Source organism: Arthrobacter sp. H14 (assembly GCF_000520495.1).
Classification (GTDB): domain Bacteria; phylum Actinomycetota; class Actinomycetes; order Actinomycetales; family Micrococcaceae; genus Arthrobacter_C.
In genome coordinates, this window is sequence record NZ_KI914637.1 from 31550 (window position 1) to 49245 (window position 17696).

Sequence of the window (17696 nt, forward strand, 5' to 3'; positions counted from 1 at the left end):
TAATAACCGCCGCCCGCTTCATCGGGAGTTACCCCACTGATCGGGGATTATCCAGGCGTTACTCGACCAGCCCCAACTGGGTGGGAAGCCACATGCTCACCTGCGGGACGAATACCACCACGAAGAGCATGATGATGAGCGCGAGCAGGAACGGCAACAGTTTTTGAACTACGGGTTCAATCCGTAGTCCGGCCACCCTGGCACCGACAAACAACACGTTCCCCACCGGTGGTGTGATCGTTCCAACGCAGAGGTTCATCACGATCATGGCGCCGAAGTGGATCGGGGAAATCCCGAATTCCGTAACGATTGGCAGGAAGATCGGGGTGAAGATCAGGATCGCCGGGGTGGGGTCCATAAACGTTCCAACCACCAACAGGATCGCCATCATAATGAGCAGGATGACCGTGGGGTTCTCACTGATACCTAGCAGCGTGTCCGCGATCATGTCCGGAATCAGCGCGAAAGACATCACCCAAGCCATCGCCGTCGACACCCCGACCAGAAGCATCACGATAGCCGTGGTCCGGGCAGCGTCGAGCAGGATCGCGGGCAGGTGGCTGATCTTGATGTTCCGGTATGCGAAGCCGAGCACCAGGCAATAGACGACGGCGATGGCCGCCGACTCTGTCGGGGTGAAGATGCCGGTCAGAATGCCCCCAATGACGATGATGATCATCAGCAATGAAGGCAGTGCCCTCAACAATGTCAGCAAGGCCGCTGAAAGGGTCACCCGGTCTGCGGACTTCAGCTCGGGGCGCTTACGCGCATAGATGTAAACGACAATGAAACATGCCAACGCCCACAGCAATCCCGGGCCGACGCCGGCCATGAACAGCGCGGCGATCGAACTGCTGGAGACCAGCGCATACACAATGAACGTGTTGCTTGGCGGGATGAGCATCCCTGCTGGCGCCGACGCCACGTTGACCGCCGCCGAAAAATTCCGGTCGTAGCCTTCCCGCTGCTGCCGTGGGCCCATCACTGTGCCGATGGCTGCCGCGGCCGCGACGGCGGCACCACTGACAGATCCGAACATGGCGTTGGCCACCACATTGGTCTGTGCCAGCGAGCCGGGCATCCTGCCCACCAGCACCTTGCCGGCGTCGATCAGTCGCTCAGCGATTCCGCCGTTGTTCATTATGACACCGGCGAGCACGAAGAACGGGATGGCCAGCAGGGTGAAAGAATTAATTCCCGCGAATAACTGCTGGGAGCTGGTCAGCACTGCCTGATCGAAGTCCAGCACGGACATCGTGGCGAAGACGGCGCCGAGGCCGATGGAAACCGCGATCGGAACGCTGAGTATGATTCCGATGGCGATACTGAAGAACAGGATCAGACCTGCAATTAATGCTGTATCCAAGATCGTCTCCTAAATCGCTTCAGACTTGTCGTGTTCGATCGGCGGTTCCTTGCTTCTGACAACCTGCACCGAGTGGTAGATCGCGTAGAAAACGATCAGTACCCCCGCGACCGGCATGGCAAGGTAAAGCGGCCCGACAGAAAGCGGGAGACCGGACAATGCCTGGTCCCAGGACTGCAGAGCCACCCGGTAGCCACCCCAGATCAGGATGATCACCGAGAAGGCCGCGATGATGGCCTGGACCAGAACGGCGATAGCTTTCTCGACAGAGTCAGGCAGTTTGCGGACCACGAAGTCAACGGCGATGTGACCGCGTTCTCCGAACACCAGGGCCGCCCCGCCCAGGCCCAGCCATACGAATATGTACTGGGCCAGGACCGAGGACCATGAGCTGGGTTCATTCAGTACCTGCCGGCTAAAGACCTGCCAGACGACTACGACGACCAAGGCCGTGAACAGCACCACGCAGGCGATCTCCAACGTCCGGTCGATGGTTCTCTTGGTTGGTTCCATAAGGCGTGAATCAACGACTTTCGTCAGCGGGACGGTTTACTCTGCGGCTGCCTTGGTGGCTTCGTAAAGCTCACGCTGGGCTTTATTGTCGAGGTTCTCTTCCACGATCGGAGCCAATGCTTCCTCGAAGGCTTCCTTATCGACCTCGTTGAACTGCGCTCCCTCTTCCTCAAGGGTGGCGTGGGCTTCCTTCGTCTGCTTCTTCCACAATGCTGTGAAGTCCTCCACCGTCCGCTCCCATTCCTGCTGGAAGGCCTTGCGGTCCTTGTCAGACATCGACTCGAGCACGTCGGTATTGATAATCATGTAATCAATGCCGACGAGGTGCTCGGTGTAGGAGAAGTACTTGGCAACCTCGTTGTGCTTCTGAGTCAGATAGGAGATCTCATTGTTCTCCGCGCCATCGATCACGCCGGACTGCAGAGCCGTATAGACTTCGCCGTACGCCATTGGAGCCGGCGAACCGCCCATCCGGCGGATCATCTCCTGAGCGATGTCGGACTCCTGGACGCGGAACTTGAGGCCGTTCATGTCCTCGGGAGTATTGATGGGGTGCTTGGAGTTGTAGACGCTCCGTGCACCCTGAGTGAAGCCACCGCTGAGCACGGTAATATTTTCATCCTCCAGCGACGTGAACAGCTCACCCACGATTTCCTCGTCATTCAGGGCCTTCATCTGGTGGTCGATGCTCTCGAACACGCCGGGGAGATTGAAGACCTTGAAGTCCTCGTTCAGATTCTCCAGCTGGGTTCCGGAGACGATAGCCATCTCCACAGATCCATCACTGACCAGCTGCAGGGCCTCCTGCTGGGCCCCCAAGGTCTCATTCGGATAGACCTTAATATCCCAACCATTAGTGGCTTCGGAGAGACGCTCGCTGAAGTCTGTCAGGGTGATGTAGGACGGATGCTGCTCGGTCTGGTTCAAGGCCAGGCGCATGGTGGAGCCGCCTTCGGCTCCACCCCCTGCCTCGCTTCCACCGCCGCCACAGGCAGATAGCGTCAGTGCCACAGCGCCGGCGGCGGCCATGATGGAATAAGTCTTTTTACGGCTCATGGTGGTACCTCTCTTGTGCCCACAGAGGGGGCGTTGCTCGTGATCGACGCAGGAGTTTGCCAGCCAACCCGCGGCTGGAGAGGCAAGCGGACCCTTGTTCTGCCGGGAACCGGCGGGGATACCATTGCTGCGTACTATCCGTTTCAGACAGATGACAGCTTGAAGTGCCAATCAATTGCCATTAGTTGCCTTCTGCTCGTAGCATCAGGGGATGGTGCGGGGCGGAGGGGATCAAGGGGCGGATAAGCCGCCCACTATCTACGACGTCGCCCGGGTCGCCGGTGTTGCATCCTCCACTGTCTCCCGCGCTTTTGCCCGTCCTGGCCGTGTTAGTTACGAAACCGCGCGGCGCATCCGCGAAGCCGCTGAAGAACTGGGCTACCGGTCCAAGTCCATGGGCCAAAGCGGGATTGCCGCTTCGCGTTCGCAAATAATTGCCCTGGTCATTGCCGATATTACGAACCCAGTCTATTTTGAAATGATCCGGGGTGCTGAAGCGGCAGCCACCGATGCTGGTTACACCATGCTCTTGTTCAATTCGCAGGAGTCAGACCGAAGAGAGCGGCAAGCGCTGGAACGCGCCATGTCAATGGTCGACGGGATCGTCCTTTCCAGTTCGAGAATGTCGGACTCTTCCATCCGGCAAATGGCAAAGCAGAAACCCACGCTTGTGATGAACCGCGCCGTTGCCGACGTGTCCAGCGTCGTCACTGACAATGCGCGGGGGATGCGACGCGCTGCCGAGCACTTGGGGGAGCTTGGCCACACGGAACTGCTGTACCTGTCCGGCCCCGAAGCCTCCTGGGCGGACGGGATGCGTTGGCGTGCGCTTCGCGAGGCAGGAATGGAATTGGAAATCCGGATCCGCCGCTCCGGGCCGTTCCACCCGACTCTGCGCGGTGGGGCGGAGGCGGCCATGCAGTGGGCCGAGCATCCGTCGTCGGCCGTCGTGGCCTATAACGATCAATTGGCCATTGGCTTCATCCGCGAAATCCATAAGCAGGGAATATCGGTCCCGACCGATGTCAGTGTTGTTGGTTTCGATAACACCTTCGGAGCTGAACTCGTCACTCCGCCGCTGACGACGGTCGCATCCCCGCTCTACGCACTCGGGTCAACCGCAGTCAACAATCTTCTGGCGATCGCTGCCGGTGCCCGTTCGATGTCGGGCCAGCCGGTAGTCCTCCCGGCCAAACTCGTAGTCCGGGAATCGACAGCGGCTCCGGCCGGAAAAAGGGCAATCCGCGGCAAGTGATGGCAACTAATTGCCGTTCGGGTCCGGCATCTTTGAGCATTGAGCTATGCCCACCTCGATTGCAGCCGATCCTCATCGGTTACTGCCCGCTGATCCCGCTGTCCGCTCCATTGCACGGAACTTGCTGGACCGGGTGGAAAACCTTCCGATCATTTCCCCACATGGCCACGTCGACGCCTCCATCCTGGCCGACGACACTGCCTTTCCGGACCCGGCAACCCTATTGGTCAGCCCCGACCACTATGTGACGCGGTTGATCCATGCCAGCGGAGTGCCCCTCGAAGAACTGCGGGTAGGCGGAACGGCCGAGGTCCAGCCACGGCAGGTATGGCAGCGGTTCTGCGAGAGCTGGCCGCTCTTCGACGGAACAGCCTCTGCGTACTGGCTGCGGTCGGCGTTCCACGACGTATTCGGACTGACAGAGGAATTGTCCGGCGCCAACGCTGACGAGACTTTCGACCTCATCGATTCGAAACTCCAGGAGCCCGGGTTCAGCCCACGCCACCTGTTCAAGGACTTCAACATTGAGGTGCTGGCCACCACGGACGACCCGCTGGATGATCTTTCGGCGCATGCATCACTGGCAGCGGACGCTTCCTTTGCGGGAAAAGTAGTACCAACCTTCCGCCCCGATGGGTATGTCAATATCGACGCCCCAGGTTGGGCGGACCGGGTGGAAAAGCTGATTACGACGTCGGCAGATGGATTGAGTGGCTATGGCGCCTATATCCGTGGATTGGAAAACCGCCGGCGGTACTTCGTTGAGCACGGCGCGGTTTCCGCAGACCATGGCGTCCGAACCCCACAAACACTCAAACTGACCACGGCCGACGCGGAGCAAATCTTCGAGCGTGCCCGTCGAGGCGAGGGCGTTGCGGGGGACCGGGACGCCTTCGAAGCGCACATGCTTTACGAAATGGCGCGAATGTCTACTCAGGATGGGCTGGTCATGACCCTGCATCCGGGCATTTTCCGGAACCATCATCCAGGAACGTTCGAACGCTTCGGCGGGGACAGTGGCCATGACATTCCCTTTCCCGTTAGTTTCACCGAGGGGCTCCAGCCGCTGCTGGCCGATTTCGGTACGGCAAAGGACTTCCATCTGGTCCTATTCACAGTCGACGAAACCGTCTACTCCCGTGAGTTGGCACCCTTGGCAGGTTTCTACCCCTCCGTTTACATCGGTGCCCCGTGGTGGTTCCTGGATGCACCCGACGCCATGCAACGTTACCGGGCGGCAGTTACGGAAACGGCAGGGTTCTCCCGTTCGTCCGGATTTATTGACGACACCCGGGCGTTCTGCTCCATTCCCGCACGCCATGATGCCTCCCGGCGCGTCGAAGCATCCTTCCTGGCCCGGCTTGTGGCCGAACACCGGGTCTCGGAAGAGCGCGCCCACGAACTGATCGTCGACATCGTGGACGGCGCACCTCGACGGGTCTTCAAACTATGACGGCGCCACGATTGAGCCGTTCAACAGCTAATGCCGGGGCCAAAGCGCCGGTCCGGATCGTCCACCTTGGCCTCGGTGCTTTTCACCGTGCGCATCAGGCTTGGTACACCGACGACGTGGACCGCGGGCGCGAATGGGGTATTGCCGCGTTCACCGGCCGGAGTCCGGAAGCTGCCCGCGTCCTGGCTGAACAGGATGGTCTCTACACTCTGATCGAACGGTCTGACGACGGGGACAGTCACAAGGTTATCGAGAGCATCGTCGAAACTCACGATGGTGCGGATTTGGAAGCCCTCTGCCGTTTGGTTGCAGCCGAAACGACGGCGATTATCACGATTACGGTCACAGAGGCCGCCTACCATGTGGGACCGGACGGAATCCTCGATACCTCGACTGAACCGGTGGCTGAAGATCTTAAACTCCTGAAGGACAGCAGGCACGACGGCGGCGGATCAGTCCGCGCGGCGAGTTGCCCTGTGTCAACCATGCCGGCGCGGTTGCTGCTCGGACTGCAGGCGCGGAAGGCTGCGTCAGGCGGGCCGATCGCCGTCGTATCCTGCGATAATTTATCCGGAAACGGAACGGTTGCCCGCGCTGCAGTCCTCGGTTTTGCGGATGAGGTTGACGGGGACCTGGCCGACTGGATCCGGACGCAGGTCAGTTTCGTGGAGACTTCGATCGACAGGATTACACCGCAGACCACGGCGGAGGACATTGCGGAACTCGAACAGAAGCAAGGCATCGCCGACCACGCACCGGTGGTCACGGAGCCGTTCTCCAGTTGGGTCCTCAGCGGCGACTTTCCCGCCATGCGGCCGCCATGGGAAGAAGCCGGTGCTATCTTCGTCGATCAACTCCAGCCCTTTGAGGACCGCAAGCTATGGCTGCTGAACGGTGCTCACTCATTGTTGGCCTACGCCGGAAGCTTGCGCGGTCATGCAACAGTTGCCCAAGCACTGCAGGACACCGCCTGTGCAGAGTGGATGGAACAGTTCTGGGATGAAGCACAGCAGCATCTGATCGCGGAAGGGCTCGATGTTCCCGGTTATCGTGCGGCGTTGTTTAATCGATTCGGCAATTCCAGGATCGAGCACCGGTTGGCGCAGATTGCCACCGACGGGAGCAGCAAGCTGCGTCTACGCGCCGTTCCGGTGATGCGTGCCGAACGGCATGCTGGCAGGAGCGGCGCGGCCAGTGCCCGTCTGATCTCGCATTGGATTGATTACCTCCAGTCGGGCAATGCGTCCCGGGACAGCGCCGACACTGTCATCCGGGGTATTCTGGCCGCTGATGTTTCCAGCAGGACACGCAGCCTCGTGCAGCTGTTGGACGAAGATCTGGCGGACGACGCCGGAGCGGTCCAGCTTATTGAGTCCCTCCGCCCGAAGTTTGAGCGCGTTACCTGAATCTGCAAACCCAGGTCGAGGCTGGAGATTCCCACCTCGACCACGGCACAACGGCGACCAAACCCTGGCGCGTGCCGCCAGAACTGAAGAACCTGTGAAAGGAACACCACGTGAAGATCATTGCCGCGGACGTTATCGTCTCCAGCCCGGATCGAAATTTCGTTACCCTGAAACTAACCACGGACGAGGGCATTACCGGACTTGGCGACGCAACGCTGAACGGCCGGGAACTGGCAGCGGCTACGTACCTGAAAGAGCACGTGGCGCCGTTGCTAATGGGCCGCGATCCGCATCGGATTGAGGACACCTGGCAGTTCCTCTACCGCGGCGCTTACTGGCGCCGTGGCCCGGTCACCATGGCAGCGATTGCCGCCGTCGACGTCGCCTTGTGGGATATAAAGGCGAAGGCGGCCGGGATGCCGCTGTATCAGCTGCTCGGCGGTGCCTCCAGGAACGGTATCCGCGCCTATGGCCATGCCAGCGGGCGCGACATTCCCGAGATCATCGACTCGGTCCGTGAACACCTGGAACTCGGTTACAAGTCCATCCGCGTGCAGACCGCCGTTCCGGGTATCGATTCCGTTTATGGCGTCGCGGCGCAGTCTGCCGAGGGCGGCATCCGCTACGACTATGAGCCAGCCCAGCGTGCGGCCCTGCCCGCCGAGGAGGACTGGGACACCCGCGCCTACCTGCGCCACATCCCGACCGTGTTCGAAGCGGTCCGCAACGAATTCGGCCCGGAACTGCCCCTGCTCCATGACGGCCACCACCGGATGACCCCGATGCAGGCTGCGAAGCTCGGCAAGGCGCTGGAGCCGTACGACCTGTTCTGGCTCGAGGACTGCACGCCCGCGGAAAACCAGGACGCGCTGCGGCTGGTCCGCCAGCACACGACGACGCCGCTGGCCATTGGCGAGGTATTCAACACGGTTTGGGATTACCAGACTCTGATTCGCGAGCAGCTCATCGACTACGTCCGCTCGGCCGTGACCCACACCGGTGGCATCAGCCCGATGAAGAAGATCATGGACTACGCCGCGCAGTACCAGATCAAGTCCGGCATCCATGGTCCGACCGACATCTCCCCGGTCGGGATGGCCGCCGCCCTGCATCTGGACCTGGCCATCCATAACTTCGGAATCCAGGAATATATGCGCCACGGTGACCTTACAAATGAGGTCTTCGAGCAGTCCTTCACCTTCGAGGACGGCTACCTTCACCCGGGCAACGAGCCGGGTCTCGGCGTCGAACTTAATGAGGAAGCTGCAGCAAAGCACCCCTACACCCCCGCCTACCTGCCGTTCAACCGGCTCAAGGACGGAACGGTCCACGACTGGTGATGGCGGAAGCAGATCAGGGCGCCCTGCTGGATCCTGGAACGTCCGACGGCGCTAGTTTGAGCGTGATTGTGATGGGCGTTTCCGGGTCGGGAAAGACAACGATCGGCGAGCAGTTGGCCGCGGAACTCGGACTTGGATTTATCGACGGCGATGCGCTGCATCCGGCTGCCAACGTGGAGAAAATGGCGGCCGGCATACCACTGGACGACGACGACCGCTGGCCGTGGCTCGCCCGGATCGGCCAGACGCTCGCGGACGCGCCGGGGGCCGGGATGGTGATTGCCTGTTCGGCCTTGAAGCAGTCCTACCGGCAGACGATTCTCGAGGCGTCGGCCGGGACGCTCTTCGTGCACCTGGACGGCTCGGAAGAGACGCTGACGGCCAGGATGAACCAGCGCAGCGGCCATTTCATGCCGCCGGGTCTGCTCACATCCCAGCTCGCGACCTTGGAACCGCTGGCCGCCGGGGAGGCGGGAGTGCGGCTGAGTATCGATGATCCCGTGACGAAGATCGTTGCCGAGGCTGCCGGCGCGGTCAGGGCGAAGGGAACGACGGCGGTCCCGTCCTGATCCAGGGGCGCGTGCCTCTCTCCATTCGGCCGGTTCAGCGGCATACTCGAAGGCATGGTTGGAACATTTCATGCACTGGTAATTGATTGCGAAGACATCGAAACCACGGCGAAGTTCTACGAAAGCCTCGTAGGAATGCAACGTGTAGACACCGAGGATGACTGGATCACCATCGGCGACGCCCCGGACCGTCCCGCCCTCGCCTTCCAGAAGGTGGAGAAGCTTACCCCTCCGGACTGGCCCGGCTCAGAGCATCCGCAGCAGATGCATGTGGACGTGCGGGTTGATGACTTGGACGACGGCGAGAAGGAGGTTTTGGAGCTTGGCGCGCGGAAGCAGGGTTACGAGCAGGAGAGCTTCAGGGTGTACCTCGACCCGGCGGGCCATCCGTTCTGCCTCGTGACCGGCTAGGTTAAGGCAGCCCACTTTTCAGACACGAATGGTGGGCAGGGATGCTCCCGGCCCACCATTCGGCGATGGATATTGGGCTGGTTTGTCAGCCGCGGCCGGTGAATTCGGCGTAGATCACGAGGTTTTTCTCGAACTGGCCGCTCGACTCGGTGAAGCCATCGCAGGTGATCAACCGCAGCTCGGGTTCCTCGGTCGGGAAGTAGACCGCCTTTGTCGGGAACTCGTCCTTCTCGTACAGCTCGCTCTTGTAGACCTCGAAGTTAGCGACAGTGCCGTCTTCGCGGGTGACGGAAATCTTGTCGCCCTTTTCGAGACTCTCCAGATTGTAGAAAACGCCGCTTTCGTCAGCCAACGAGTTCACGTGGCCCAGCAGGACCGACGGCCCCACCTCGCCGGGGGTTGGCGACCCGTTGAACCAGCTGGCCGGTGCGCCCTCGTGCTCGGGCGGAACCTCAAGAGATTGGTCATCGCGCAGCCCGGTTTCGATAATCTTCGCCTCCCGGTCCAGCGCCGGAATGGAGAAGCTCACCGGTTGCGAGGCGGCCATGCCGCGGTCAGGTACGCCCGGCGTGGCCTCTGCATCGGCGGGTGCCGGAGAAGACTTTGCCGGCGTGGTTGGCGTGGCCGTGGCTGCAGGGGTGGCCTCCACCGGCGACTTTTGGTCGTTTCCGGTGGGTGCATCTGCGGAGCCGCCGCATCCGACCAGGAGGAACAGCAGGGCAGCGGTCCCCGCCGAACGGCGGAAGCGTCGGCCTGTATTACTGGAAATCATGGTAGGAAAATGTCCTTCCGGCAGGTCATCTCAAGTGAACCACACAGTGCGGAGAGTGGAGAAGTGGAGCAAGCCCGGGGCGGGCGAGCACACCAGTACTTCGCTGTGCAGACCGTTCCGGATGGGCCGTTGAGGAAAAAAGATGGCCGCCGCACCCGCCCGGAAGCGGAAACGGCGGCCATCTTGGCCGTGGATCACGTCGTCAGATCATGATCCATAGCGCGGAGCTTAGCGTCCGGCCAGGGCGTGGCGGCGGACGGCATAGGCGCCACCGGCTGCAGCCAGCAGGCCACCACCGAGGGCGATCATGCCCATCTCGTTTCCACCGTTTCCGCCGTTGGAAGCGTTGGAAGCTGCAGCTGTAACGCCCGTGTCAGCGCCACCTGCGGGCATCATTTCCAAAGAACCGCACAGTGCCGGAGCCGTTGCCGCCAGAGGCAGTTCCGGAACCAGATTGGACTTGGCGCTGGCTGCTTCCTCGCTCAGCCCGGCAGGGTCGATGCCGTGGACAACGATGACTCCGGTGCCCTCAGCGAGTGAGTCCTGGGTGGCCTCGCTCAGCTCGAAGGTCTCTTCGTAGGTGAACGATCCACCGGAAGGGGCAACGCTGATGTCCGTGGCAGCTGCCGGGCTCTTGTCGGCATCGCCCATGGAGAGGGTGGTGCCGATTTCACCGTAGGAGGGAACACCTTCGACGGTGTCGACGATTCCGTCACCGTTGGCGTCATCGGCGGCGATGGTCGGGCAGGTGCCCTGGGCGGCGATGTGGATGTGCTGAACGTGCGGGAACGCGGCGTCGTTGAACGTCTCGGCCAGGCCTGCGGCCTCAACCGTGACGGTCGCGGTCGAGCCTTCGACGTTGACCCAGGCGCTGCCGTTGGCACCGGTCTCGTTGATGTCCTGGAAGGTGGTCGAGTACGAGCCCTCGGCGTGGTCGGCCATGGCGGGAGCGCCGGCCATAGCGGTCAGGCCCAGGGCTACGGCGGGTGCCAGCAGGAATGCTTTCTTCTTCATGTGAGTTTCCTCCTCATACAGGTTGTGCGGCCCAACTCTTAGGCACGCATACTGGCAGTTCGGGGTGGCGGCCGTCACGGATGGGTGGGATCGGAGAACTTTTCCGCCGAATCACCGCAAGCCGCCTCACGCCGTCGATCCGTTCGCCTTAAGTGGAAGCGGCGGGTGCGGGGGTCCGCGGTTTGAGACAATGAGGTCATGCATCCTTTAGGCACCGACAACAACGTGGACCCGTCGAAGCGCAAGGGCGTGCTCTTTGGGCGGAGCAGCGGCATCGGAATGGCCGTGATGGCGATTGTTTTCCTGGTGACGCTCGTCTTCGCCGCCAATGAGAACGACGTGATCGGTTGGATTATCGCGATAGTCGCCTTCGGCTGGTTGTTGCTGGCGACCTTCATCGTGGTCAGTATCCGCCGGGCGGCAAAGTTCGGCGCTGCCCAAGTACGTGAGGCGCAGGACAACATCCGCAGCGCAACCGGCCGCGCGCCGTCGTCGTCATCCTCAAGCCACGGTGGCACGCGTTTGGTGAATGAGGCTCCGGCCAACCGCGGAAATTCCATGCGGGACCTGAAGCTCGCGCACAGTTTCAAGATCGTCCAGGTGCAGAAGCGGGTTGTGGAGGAGAACCTGGGCAAGGATCCAGACGCCGTCGCACGCGCCCTGGAAACCATCGAGATCACCGCCCATAACGGGATGGGAATGCTGAAGGGCGACGACGGCGAGCCGATCAGCGGCAAGGTCGTCGACTAAATGAGGCACCGCCCTCAACGGCTTCGAGCAAAGGTTGAAGGATGTACTCCTCCCTGCCGGGCAGTAAGGTTAGACGGGTGAAATCGGCATCGACTATGAAATCTGAGTCAGCACGTCTGCGCATTGCATCCGTGAATGTGAACGGCATCCGTGCTGCCTACAAGCGCGGGATGGCGGAGTGGCTGCAGGACCGGGATGTGGACATCCTCTGCCTCCAGGAGGTGCGGGCTCCGGATGCGGTCGTGCATGAGCTGCTCGGCGATTCCTGGCACATCGCGCATGCCGAAGCGGCCGACAAGGGGCGTGCCGGCGTGGCAATCGCCTCCCGGATGGAGCCGACGGCCACCCGTTCCGGCATCGGCGACGATTACTTCGCCACCGCAGGACGCTGGATTGAATCGGACTTTGAATTGACGACGCCGGCTGGCAACCGGACATTGACGGTAGCCAGCGCCTACGTCCACTCGGGCGGGGCCGATACGCCCAAACAGCTGGACAAGTACCGCTTCCTGGACGCTATGGCCGTCCGCTTTCCCGAGCTGAAGGCCACCCGCGACCATGCCCTGGTAGTGGGGGACCTCAACGTCGGCCACACTGAGCTCGACATCAAGAACTGGAAGGGCAACGTCAAGAAGTCCGGCTTCCTGCCCGAAGAGCGGAAGTACTTCGACCGGTTTTTCGGCGACATGGGGTGGGCCGACGTCGCGCGCCGGATGGCCGGGGAAGTCGACGGGCCGTACACCTGGTGGTCCTGGCGTGGCAAGGCGTTCGACAATGACACCGGCTGGCGTATTGATTACCAGCTCGCGACTCCTGAACTGACCGAGGCAGCCGTTACCGCCGTCGTCGACCGCGCCGCCGCCTATGATCAGCGATTCTCTGATCATGCCCCGCTGATAGTCGATTACCAGCTGTAATCACACTTATTATCCGACCAAGCGCGGCACTTCGTGTGCCGGGCGTCGATTATTGAAAGTATGGATTCATGGTTCACACCGATCCTGTTCCGGAACGTCCCCGGGTTCTGTCCGGCATGCAGCCCTCGGCTGACTCCCTCCACCTGGGTAACTATGTTGGCGCACTGCTGAACTGGGTCCGGATGCAGGAGGAGTACGACGCATACTTCTTCATTCCCGACCTGCATGCGATCACCGTGCCGCAGGATCCCGCCGAGCTGGCCAAGCGCACCCGCGTGACGGCGGCGCAGTACATCGCCGGGGGCGTCGACATCGACAAGTGCACCCTGTTCGTGCAGTCGCATGTGCCCGAGCACGCCCAACTTGCCTGGGTGCTGAACTGCATCACCGGCTTCGGCGAGGCCTCGCGGATGACACAGTTCAAGGACAAGTTCCAAAAGCAAGGGGCCGAACACGCGAGCGTAGGGCTTTTCACCTATCCCGTGCTGCAGGCGGCCGACATCCTGCTCTACCAGCCGCACGGTGTGCCGGTGGGCGAGGACCAGCGCCAGCACGTGGAACTCAGCCGCGACCTTGCGCAGCGGTTCAACAGCCGGTTCGGCGAGACCTTCATTGTGCCCGAGCCGTTCATTCAGAAGGAATCGGCGCGGATCTACGATCTGCAGAACCCGACTTCGAAAATGTCCAAGTCGGCAGCATCGCCGGCCGGCCTGATCAATCTGCTGGATGAGCCGAAGGTCACCGCGAAGAAGATCAAGTCCGCAGTGACCGACGACGGCACGGAGATCCGCTTCGACCGGGACACCAAGCCCGGCGTATCGAACCTGCTCTCGATCTACTCCTCGCTGACCGGCAGAGCCGTGGCCCAGCTGGAGGAAGAGTACGCTGGCAAAATGTACGGGCACCTGAAGACCGACCTTGCCGAAGTGGTTACCGACTTCGTCACTCCGGTGCGTGCACGCGCCACCGAACTGCTTGCCGATCCGGCTGAACTGGACCGGTTGCTGGCCGTGGGTGCCTCCCGTGCACGGAAAATGGCCAGCCAGACGTTGGCCCAGGTCTACGAACGCGTGGGATTCCTGCCGCAACCCGCCGGGGACCAGTACTAATCCATGTCGGGGATGGATGGATCAATGAACACCCGCACCGGTTCGGTAAAGGCGCGGGCCGGTTCCAACGTCGATGTCGTTCCGCCGGCGGGAAGCAACCTTGTCGGAATCGTCATCGCCATTCCGGATCCAATCGCCGATGAGTTGCGAAAGTGGCGGGCTTCCTTCGGCGACCCATTGGCCGACGTCGTACCCGCCCACCTCACGCTGGTCACCACGACCTACTACACCGACTGGGACGCTACTGTCGAGCACGTCCGGAAGGTGGCACGGCAGCAATCCCCGTTCCGGATCCATATCAAGGGCACCGGCTCTTTCCGTCCGGTGTCCCCGGTGGTGTACCTGAATGTGGCCGAGGGGTTCGACGACTGCGTCCGCTTGCACGAGCAGTTGCAGTCGGGACCCCTGCGCCGGGACCTGCCCTTCGCCTTCCACCCACACGTCACCATCGCCCATGACGTCAGCGATGAGAACATGGACGACGCCGAGCAGCTGCTTGAATCATACGAAGCAAGCTTCGAAATCGGTACCATGGGACTCTACGAGCACGACAACAACGGCGTGTGGAGACTACGGGAAGAGTTGAACTTTGGCAGCCAAAGCCCCGAACAGGACGGCAGCCAGCCTCCATAAGTCCCTGCCCAACCATGATGAACAACCCGACCCCACGGACCTGTCCAAACTCAAAGTGGCAGCACTGCACAAGCGGCGCGGGATGGGCAAGCTTCAACGTGAGGGTAAGGGCTTCATGCCCGTGGCCAAGGCGACTGCGTTGTGGTTGCTTGCCAGGACAATGACCTTCAAGCCCGTCCGCACAGTTCAGCTGTATGCGAGTCGGCGCGGGCCGCTGATGGCTGCCGGCATTTCCTACAACCTGTTCTTTGCCGTGGCGGCTATGCTGGTGGCTGGATTCTCCATTCTGGGACTCGTGGCTTCGGGAAACAGGGAGCTTCAGGAGCTCGTCATCAGCGGCGTCGACAGGCAGGTGCCAAACCTCATCGGTACCGGCGGGGAGGGCATGGTCAGCCCGCAGCAACTGTTCAAGACCGGCGGCAGCCTGAGCATTGCGCTGGTCATTTCGACTGCCACCATGTTGTGGACCTCGCTGCGGTGGATTGGCAGTCTTCGCGAAGGTATGCGCGGGATCTTCGATCTTGCGCCGATTGAGGCCAATCCAGTGATCGTGAAGCTCAAGGATCTCGGGATCCTGGTTATTCTCGCAGTGGCAATGCTGGTTACCCTGGGCGTCGGGATTGTCGTCAATACCCTGCTCGATACCATCGTCGATCTATTTAACCTCGGCACTCTTGCCGGTTTCTTTACCCGGGTGGCAGGCCTTAGCGTCATGCTGCTGTTGGACATGGTGGTGGCGGTCATCCTGTTCCGTTTCTCTTCACGGATCCGGATGCTGCGGTTGGCCATGTTCCAGTCGGCGCTGATTGCCGCCGTCGGAAGTACCTTGTTGCGCACGTTCAGCACACTGCTGCTGGGTTCCGTCGGGAACAACCCGCTGTTGGACCCCTTTGCCGTTATCCTGGGTCTGTTTGTCTGGTTCTTCCTGCTCAGCCAGGTGTATCTGGTGGCCGCGTCCTGGGGCGCAATCAGCAAGGCCGACACTGTGGCCGCGCTGCGGCACCGGGGCAAGGAAGACAAACTGCCTTCACTGCGGCAGCGCGCCCGCGAAGCCGAACACCGGTAACAGCCCCCGCGAAGCCGAACACAGGGCGTAGCCCGGGGAACCGGAAACGGTTAATCGACGTCGTCGAGCTCGAGGTACTGATCTGCCCAGGCGGAGATAATATTGGCAGCCCTTTTGGCATGGCCACGGCCGAGCAGCAGGTGGTCACTGCCTTCCAGGGACACGAACGATTTGGGATGCCGTGCGGCGTCGAAAATCTGGCCGGCGTTCTCGATGCCCACGGTGTTGTCGGTGGGGGAGTGCATCACCAGCAGGGGCCGGCGGAGCCCCTTGATGCAGCCGGTGAGATCGTGGCTGCGCAGGTCCTCGAGCATCTCCTTGCGGACATTGAGCTCCCGTCCGCCGACCTTGACCTCGGCGCTGCCTTCCTCCTGGATTTCGTCCATCACAGGTTCGAAGGCATGCTCCAGGTGTGCCGGGTCGTAGGGAGCAGCGATGGTGACCACCGCATCCACGTCTTTGAGTTTCTTCGCCGCGGCCAGGACCGCAGCCCCGCCAAGCGAATGTCCCACGACCAGCGACAGAGTCTTGCCCTCGGATTTCATGAAGTCCGCTGCGCGTTCGATGTTGGCGAGGTTGGTGCTGAAGGTGGCATCGGAGAAGTCGCCCTCCGAATCGCCGAGACCAGTGAAGTCGAACCGGAGCGTCCCGATACCGGCTTTGGCCAATGCTTTCGATATACGTGACGCGGCCGGACTGTCCTTGCCGAGAGTGAACCCATGAACCACCAGCGCGTATGAGCGGACCTTGCCGTCGGGCAGGTCGAGCTTTCCGGCCAGTTTGACGTCATTAACGCCTGTGAATGAGACGTTTTCGGTTCTGGACACTTGCGGCTCCTTACTTCGACTCGAGCGGGCCGATATGTTCTAGACCTTTCTGGACAGAATGGCCTGCTTGACCTCTGCGATGGCTTTGGTCACCTGGATCCCGCGTGGGCAGGCATCGGTGCAGTTGAAGGTGGTCCGGCAGCGCCAGACACCTTCCTTGTCGTTGAGGATTTCCAGGCGCATGTCGCCGGCGTCGTCGCGGGAATCGAAAATAAACCGGTGCGCATTCACGATGGCTGCGGGCCCGAAGTACTGGCCATCGGTCCAGAAGACCGGGCAGGAGGACGTGCACGCGGCGCAGAGAATGCACTTGGTGGTGTCGTCGAACCGCTCGCGCTCCTCGGACGACTGCAGCCGTTCCTTGGTGGGCGTGTGACTGTTGTTCATCAGGAACGGCATGATCTCGCGGTAGGACTGGAAGAACGGCTCCATGTCCACGATCAGGTCCTTCTCGACCGGCAGGCCCTTGATCGGCTCGACGGTGATCGGCTTGGATGTGTCCAGGTCCTTCAGCAGCACCTTGCAGGCCAGGCGGTTGCGCCCATTAATGCGCATCGCGTCGGAACCGCAGACACCGTGGGCGCAGGAGCGGCGGAACGACACCGATCCGTCGTGCTCCCATTTGGCCTTGTGCAGTGCATCGAGGACGCGGTCCGTGCCGTACATGGTCAGCTGGAAGTCGTCCCAGTGCGCTTCGTCAGAGAATTCCGGGTTGTACCTGCGGACGCGGAGCGTGATTTCGAACGACGGAATCTCGCCGCTGCCGGCAACACTTTCGGGCAGCTCGACCTTGGAGGCCGGTTCTGCTGTTTCGTCTTTGGTCGGAGTGGACATCAGTACTTACGCTCCATCGGCTTGTAACGGGTAAAGACCACCGGTTTCGTAGCCAGGCGGATTCCGGGGACGTCTGCCTCTGTCGCGGACGGGTCCAGGAAGGCCATGGAGTGTTCCATGAAGTTCTCGTCGTCGCGCTCGGGATAGTCCTCACGGTAGTGGCCGCCGCGGGACTCTTTGCGGTGCAGGGCTGCTGCGGTTGTCACACGGGCCAGATCCAGCAGGATGCCCAGTTCAACGGCTTCCAGCAGGTCCAGATTGAAGCGCTTGCCCTTGTCCTGCACGGTGATGCGCGTGTACCGCTCCTTCAGGGAATTGATAACGGCGACGGCTTCCTTGAGAGTGTCTGCGGTGCGGAACACCTGCACATTCGCATCCATCGTGTCTTGGAGCTCCTTGCGGATC

General features: G+C 61.4%; 18 protein-coding genes and 1 pseudogene. 11 read left to right on the forward strand and 8 right to left on the reverse strand.

Translation table 11 applies throughout. From position 1 onward, the window contains the following. Positions 1-58 precede the first annotated feature (58 nt). Genes Y707_RS0105445 through Y707_RS0105455 form a run of 3 tightly spaced genes read right to left on the reverse strand, consistent with a single transcriptional unit; the run spans position 59 to position 2935 of the window. Positions 59-1366 carry a TRAP transporter large permease gene (locus tag Y707_RS0105445; protein ID WP_216699210.1) on the reverse strand — a complete coding sequence of 436 codons (1308 nt, stop codon included), beginning with the start codon at positions 1364-1366 and terminating at the stop codon, positions 59-61. Positions 1367-1375: 9 nt separating this feature from the next. Continuing rightward, positions 1376-1879 carry a TRAP transporter small permease gene (locus Y707_RS23740; protein WP_051441678.1) on the reverse strand — a complete coding sequence of 168 codons (504 nt, stop codon included), beginning with the start codon at positions 1877-1879 and terminating at the stop codon, positions 1376-1378. A 36-nt stretch (positions 1880-1915) separates the two neighbouring features. Further along, positions 1916-2935, reverse strand: a complete 1020-nt coding sequence (locus tag Y707_RS0105455) for a TRAP transporter substrate-binding protein (RefSeq protein WP_026534323.1) — start codon at positions 2933-2935, stop codon at positions 1916-1918. Positions 2936-3146: 211 nt separating this feature from the next. Here Y707_RS0105455 and Y707_RS23745 point away from each other — a divergent pair, with 211 nt between their 5' ends. From Y707_RS23745 to Y707_RS0105485, 6 genes are all read left to right on the forward strand, one after another. Further along, a complete protein-coding gene (locus tag Y707_RS23745; RefSeq protein ID WP_035780469.1) occupies positions 3147-4190 on the forward strand; it encodes a LacI family DNA-binding transcriptional regulator in 1044 nt (347 codons plus the stop codon). A 46-nt stretch (positions 4191-4236) separates the two neighbouring features. Continuing rightward, on the forward strand, positions 4237-5643 hold the full coding sequence (uxaC, locus tag Y707_RS0105465) for a glucuronate isomerase (RefSeq protein WP_026534324.1): 1407 nt from the start codon (positions 4237-4239) through the stop codon (positions 5641-5643). A gap of 11 nt (positions 5644-5654) precedes the next feature. Beyond that, on the forward strand, positions 5655-7049 hold the full coding sequence (locus Y707_RS23750) for a mannitol dehydrogenase family protein (protein WP_253905067.1): 1395 nt from the start codon (positions 5655-5657) through the stop codon (positions 7047-7049). Positions 7050-7159: 110 nt separating this feature from the next. After that, positions 7160-8389, forward strand: coding sequence for a D-mannonate dehydratase ManD (gene manD / locus Y707_RS0105475; protein WP_026534325.1), 1230 nt, complete (start codon positions 7160-7162; stop codon positions 8387-8389). After that, complete coding sequence (locus Y707_RS0105480) at positions 8389-8958, forward strand: gluconokinase (RefSeq protein WP_051441679.1); 570 nt, start codon at positions 8389-8391, stop codon at positions 8956-8958. The genes manD and Y707_RS0105480 overlap by 1 nt, the downstream gene beginning before the upstream one ends. Positions 8959-9012: 54 nt before the next feature. Next, positions 9013-9369 carry a VOC family protein gene (locus Y707_RS0105485; RefSeq protein WP_026534327.1) on the forward strand — a complete coding sequence of 119 codons (357 nt, stop codon included), beginning with the start codon at positions 9013-9015 and terminating at the stop codon, positions 9367-9369. A gap of 85 nt (positions 9370-9454) precedes the next feature. Here the strand turns inward: Y707_RS0105485 and Y707_RS32655 are convergent, their stop codons facing one another. Beyond that, positions 9455-10141 carry a sortase domain-containing protein gene (locus Y707_RS32655; RefSeq protein WP_026534328.1) on the reverse strand — a complete coding sequence of 229 codons (687 nt, stop codon included), beginning with the start codon at positions 10139-10141 and terminating at the stop codon, positions 9455-9457. 228 nt (positions 10142-10369) lie between these two features. Continuing rightward, on the reverse strand, positions 10370-11155 hold the full coding sequence (locus Y707_RS0105500; RefSeq protein ID WP_026534330.1) for a hypothetical protein: 786 nt from the start codon (positions 11153-11155) through the stop codon (positions 10370-10372). A gap of 198 nt (positions 11156-11353) precedes the next feature. Here Y707_RS0105500 and Y707_RS0105505 point away from each other — a divergent pair, with 198 nt between their 5' ends. The 5 genes from Y707_RS0105505 to Y707_RS23755 all read left to right on the forward strand — a co-directional run bounded on the left by Y707_RS0105505 (position 11354) and on the right by Y707_RS23755 (position 15630). Next, positions 11354-11905 (forward strand): 6TM ABC transporter family protein, encoded by a 552-nt coding sequence (locus Y707_RS0105505; protein ID WP_026534331.1) that lies wholly within the window; start codon positions 11354-11356, stop codon positions 11903-11905. A 95-nt stretch (positions 11906-12000) separates the two neighbouring features. Continuing rightward, positions 12001-12822, forward strand: coding sequence for an exodeoxyribonuclease III (locus Y707_RS0105510; protein ID WP_026534332.1), 822 nt, complete (start codon positions 12001-12003; stop codon positions 12820-12822). A 68-nt stretch (positions 12823-12890) separates the two neighbouring features. Next, positions 12891-13931 carry a tryptophan--tRNA ligase gene (gene trpS, locus Y707_RS0105515; RefSeq protein WP_026534333.1) on the forward strand — a complete coding sequence of 347 codons (1041 nt, stop codon included), beginning with the start codon at positions 12891-12893 and terminating at the stop codon, positions 13929-13931. Positions 13932-13955: 24 nt separating this feature from the next. Then, positions 13956-14564, forward strand: coding sequence for a 2'-5' RNA ligase family protein (locus Y707_RS0105520; protein WP_155852750.1), 609 nt, complete (start codon positions 13956-13958; stop codon positions 14562-14564). Beyond that, the gene (locus tag Y707_RS23755; RefSeq protein ID WP_051441680.1) at positions 14521-15630 is read left to right on the forward strand and encodes a YihY/virulence factor BrkB family protein; all 1110 of its coding nucleotides are present in this window, start codon (positions 14521-14523) and stop codon (positions 15628-15630) included. The genes Y707_RS0105520 and Y707_RS23755 overlap by 44 nt, the downstream gene beginning before the upstream one ends. 50 nt (positions 15631-15680) lie before the next feature. On the opposite strand, the gene Y707_RS0105530 is transcribed toward Y707_RS23755, so the two are convergent. The 3 genes and pseudogenes from Y707_RS0105530 to Y707_RS29560 form a co-directional block, all read right to left on the reverse strand. Continuing rightward, positions 15681-16457 carry an alpha/beta hydrolase family protein gene (locus Y707_RS0105530; protein WP_026534335.1) on the reverse strand — a complete coding sequence of 259 codons (777 nt, stop codon included), beginning with the start codon at positions 16455-16457 and terminating at the stop codon, positions 15681-15683. 39 nt (positions 16458-16496) lie between these two features. Then, on the reverse strand, positions 16497-17291 hold the full coding sequence (locus Y707_RS0105535) for a succinate dehydrogenase iron-sulfur subunit (RefSeq protein ID WP_026534336.1): 795 nt from the start codon (positions 17289-17291) through the stop codon (positions 16497-16499). Continuing rightward, positions 17291-17696: pseudogene (locus tag Y707_RS29560) on the reverse strand (succinate dehydrogenase/fumarate reductase flavoprotein subunit); the annotation flags it as partial. The gene Y707_RS0105535 and the pseudogene Y707_RS29560, both read right to left, overlap by 1 nt.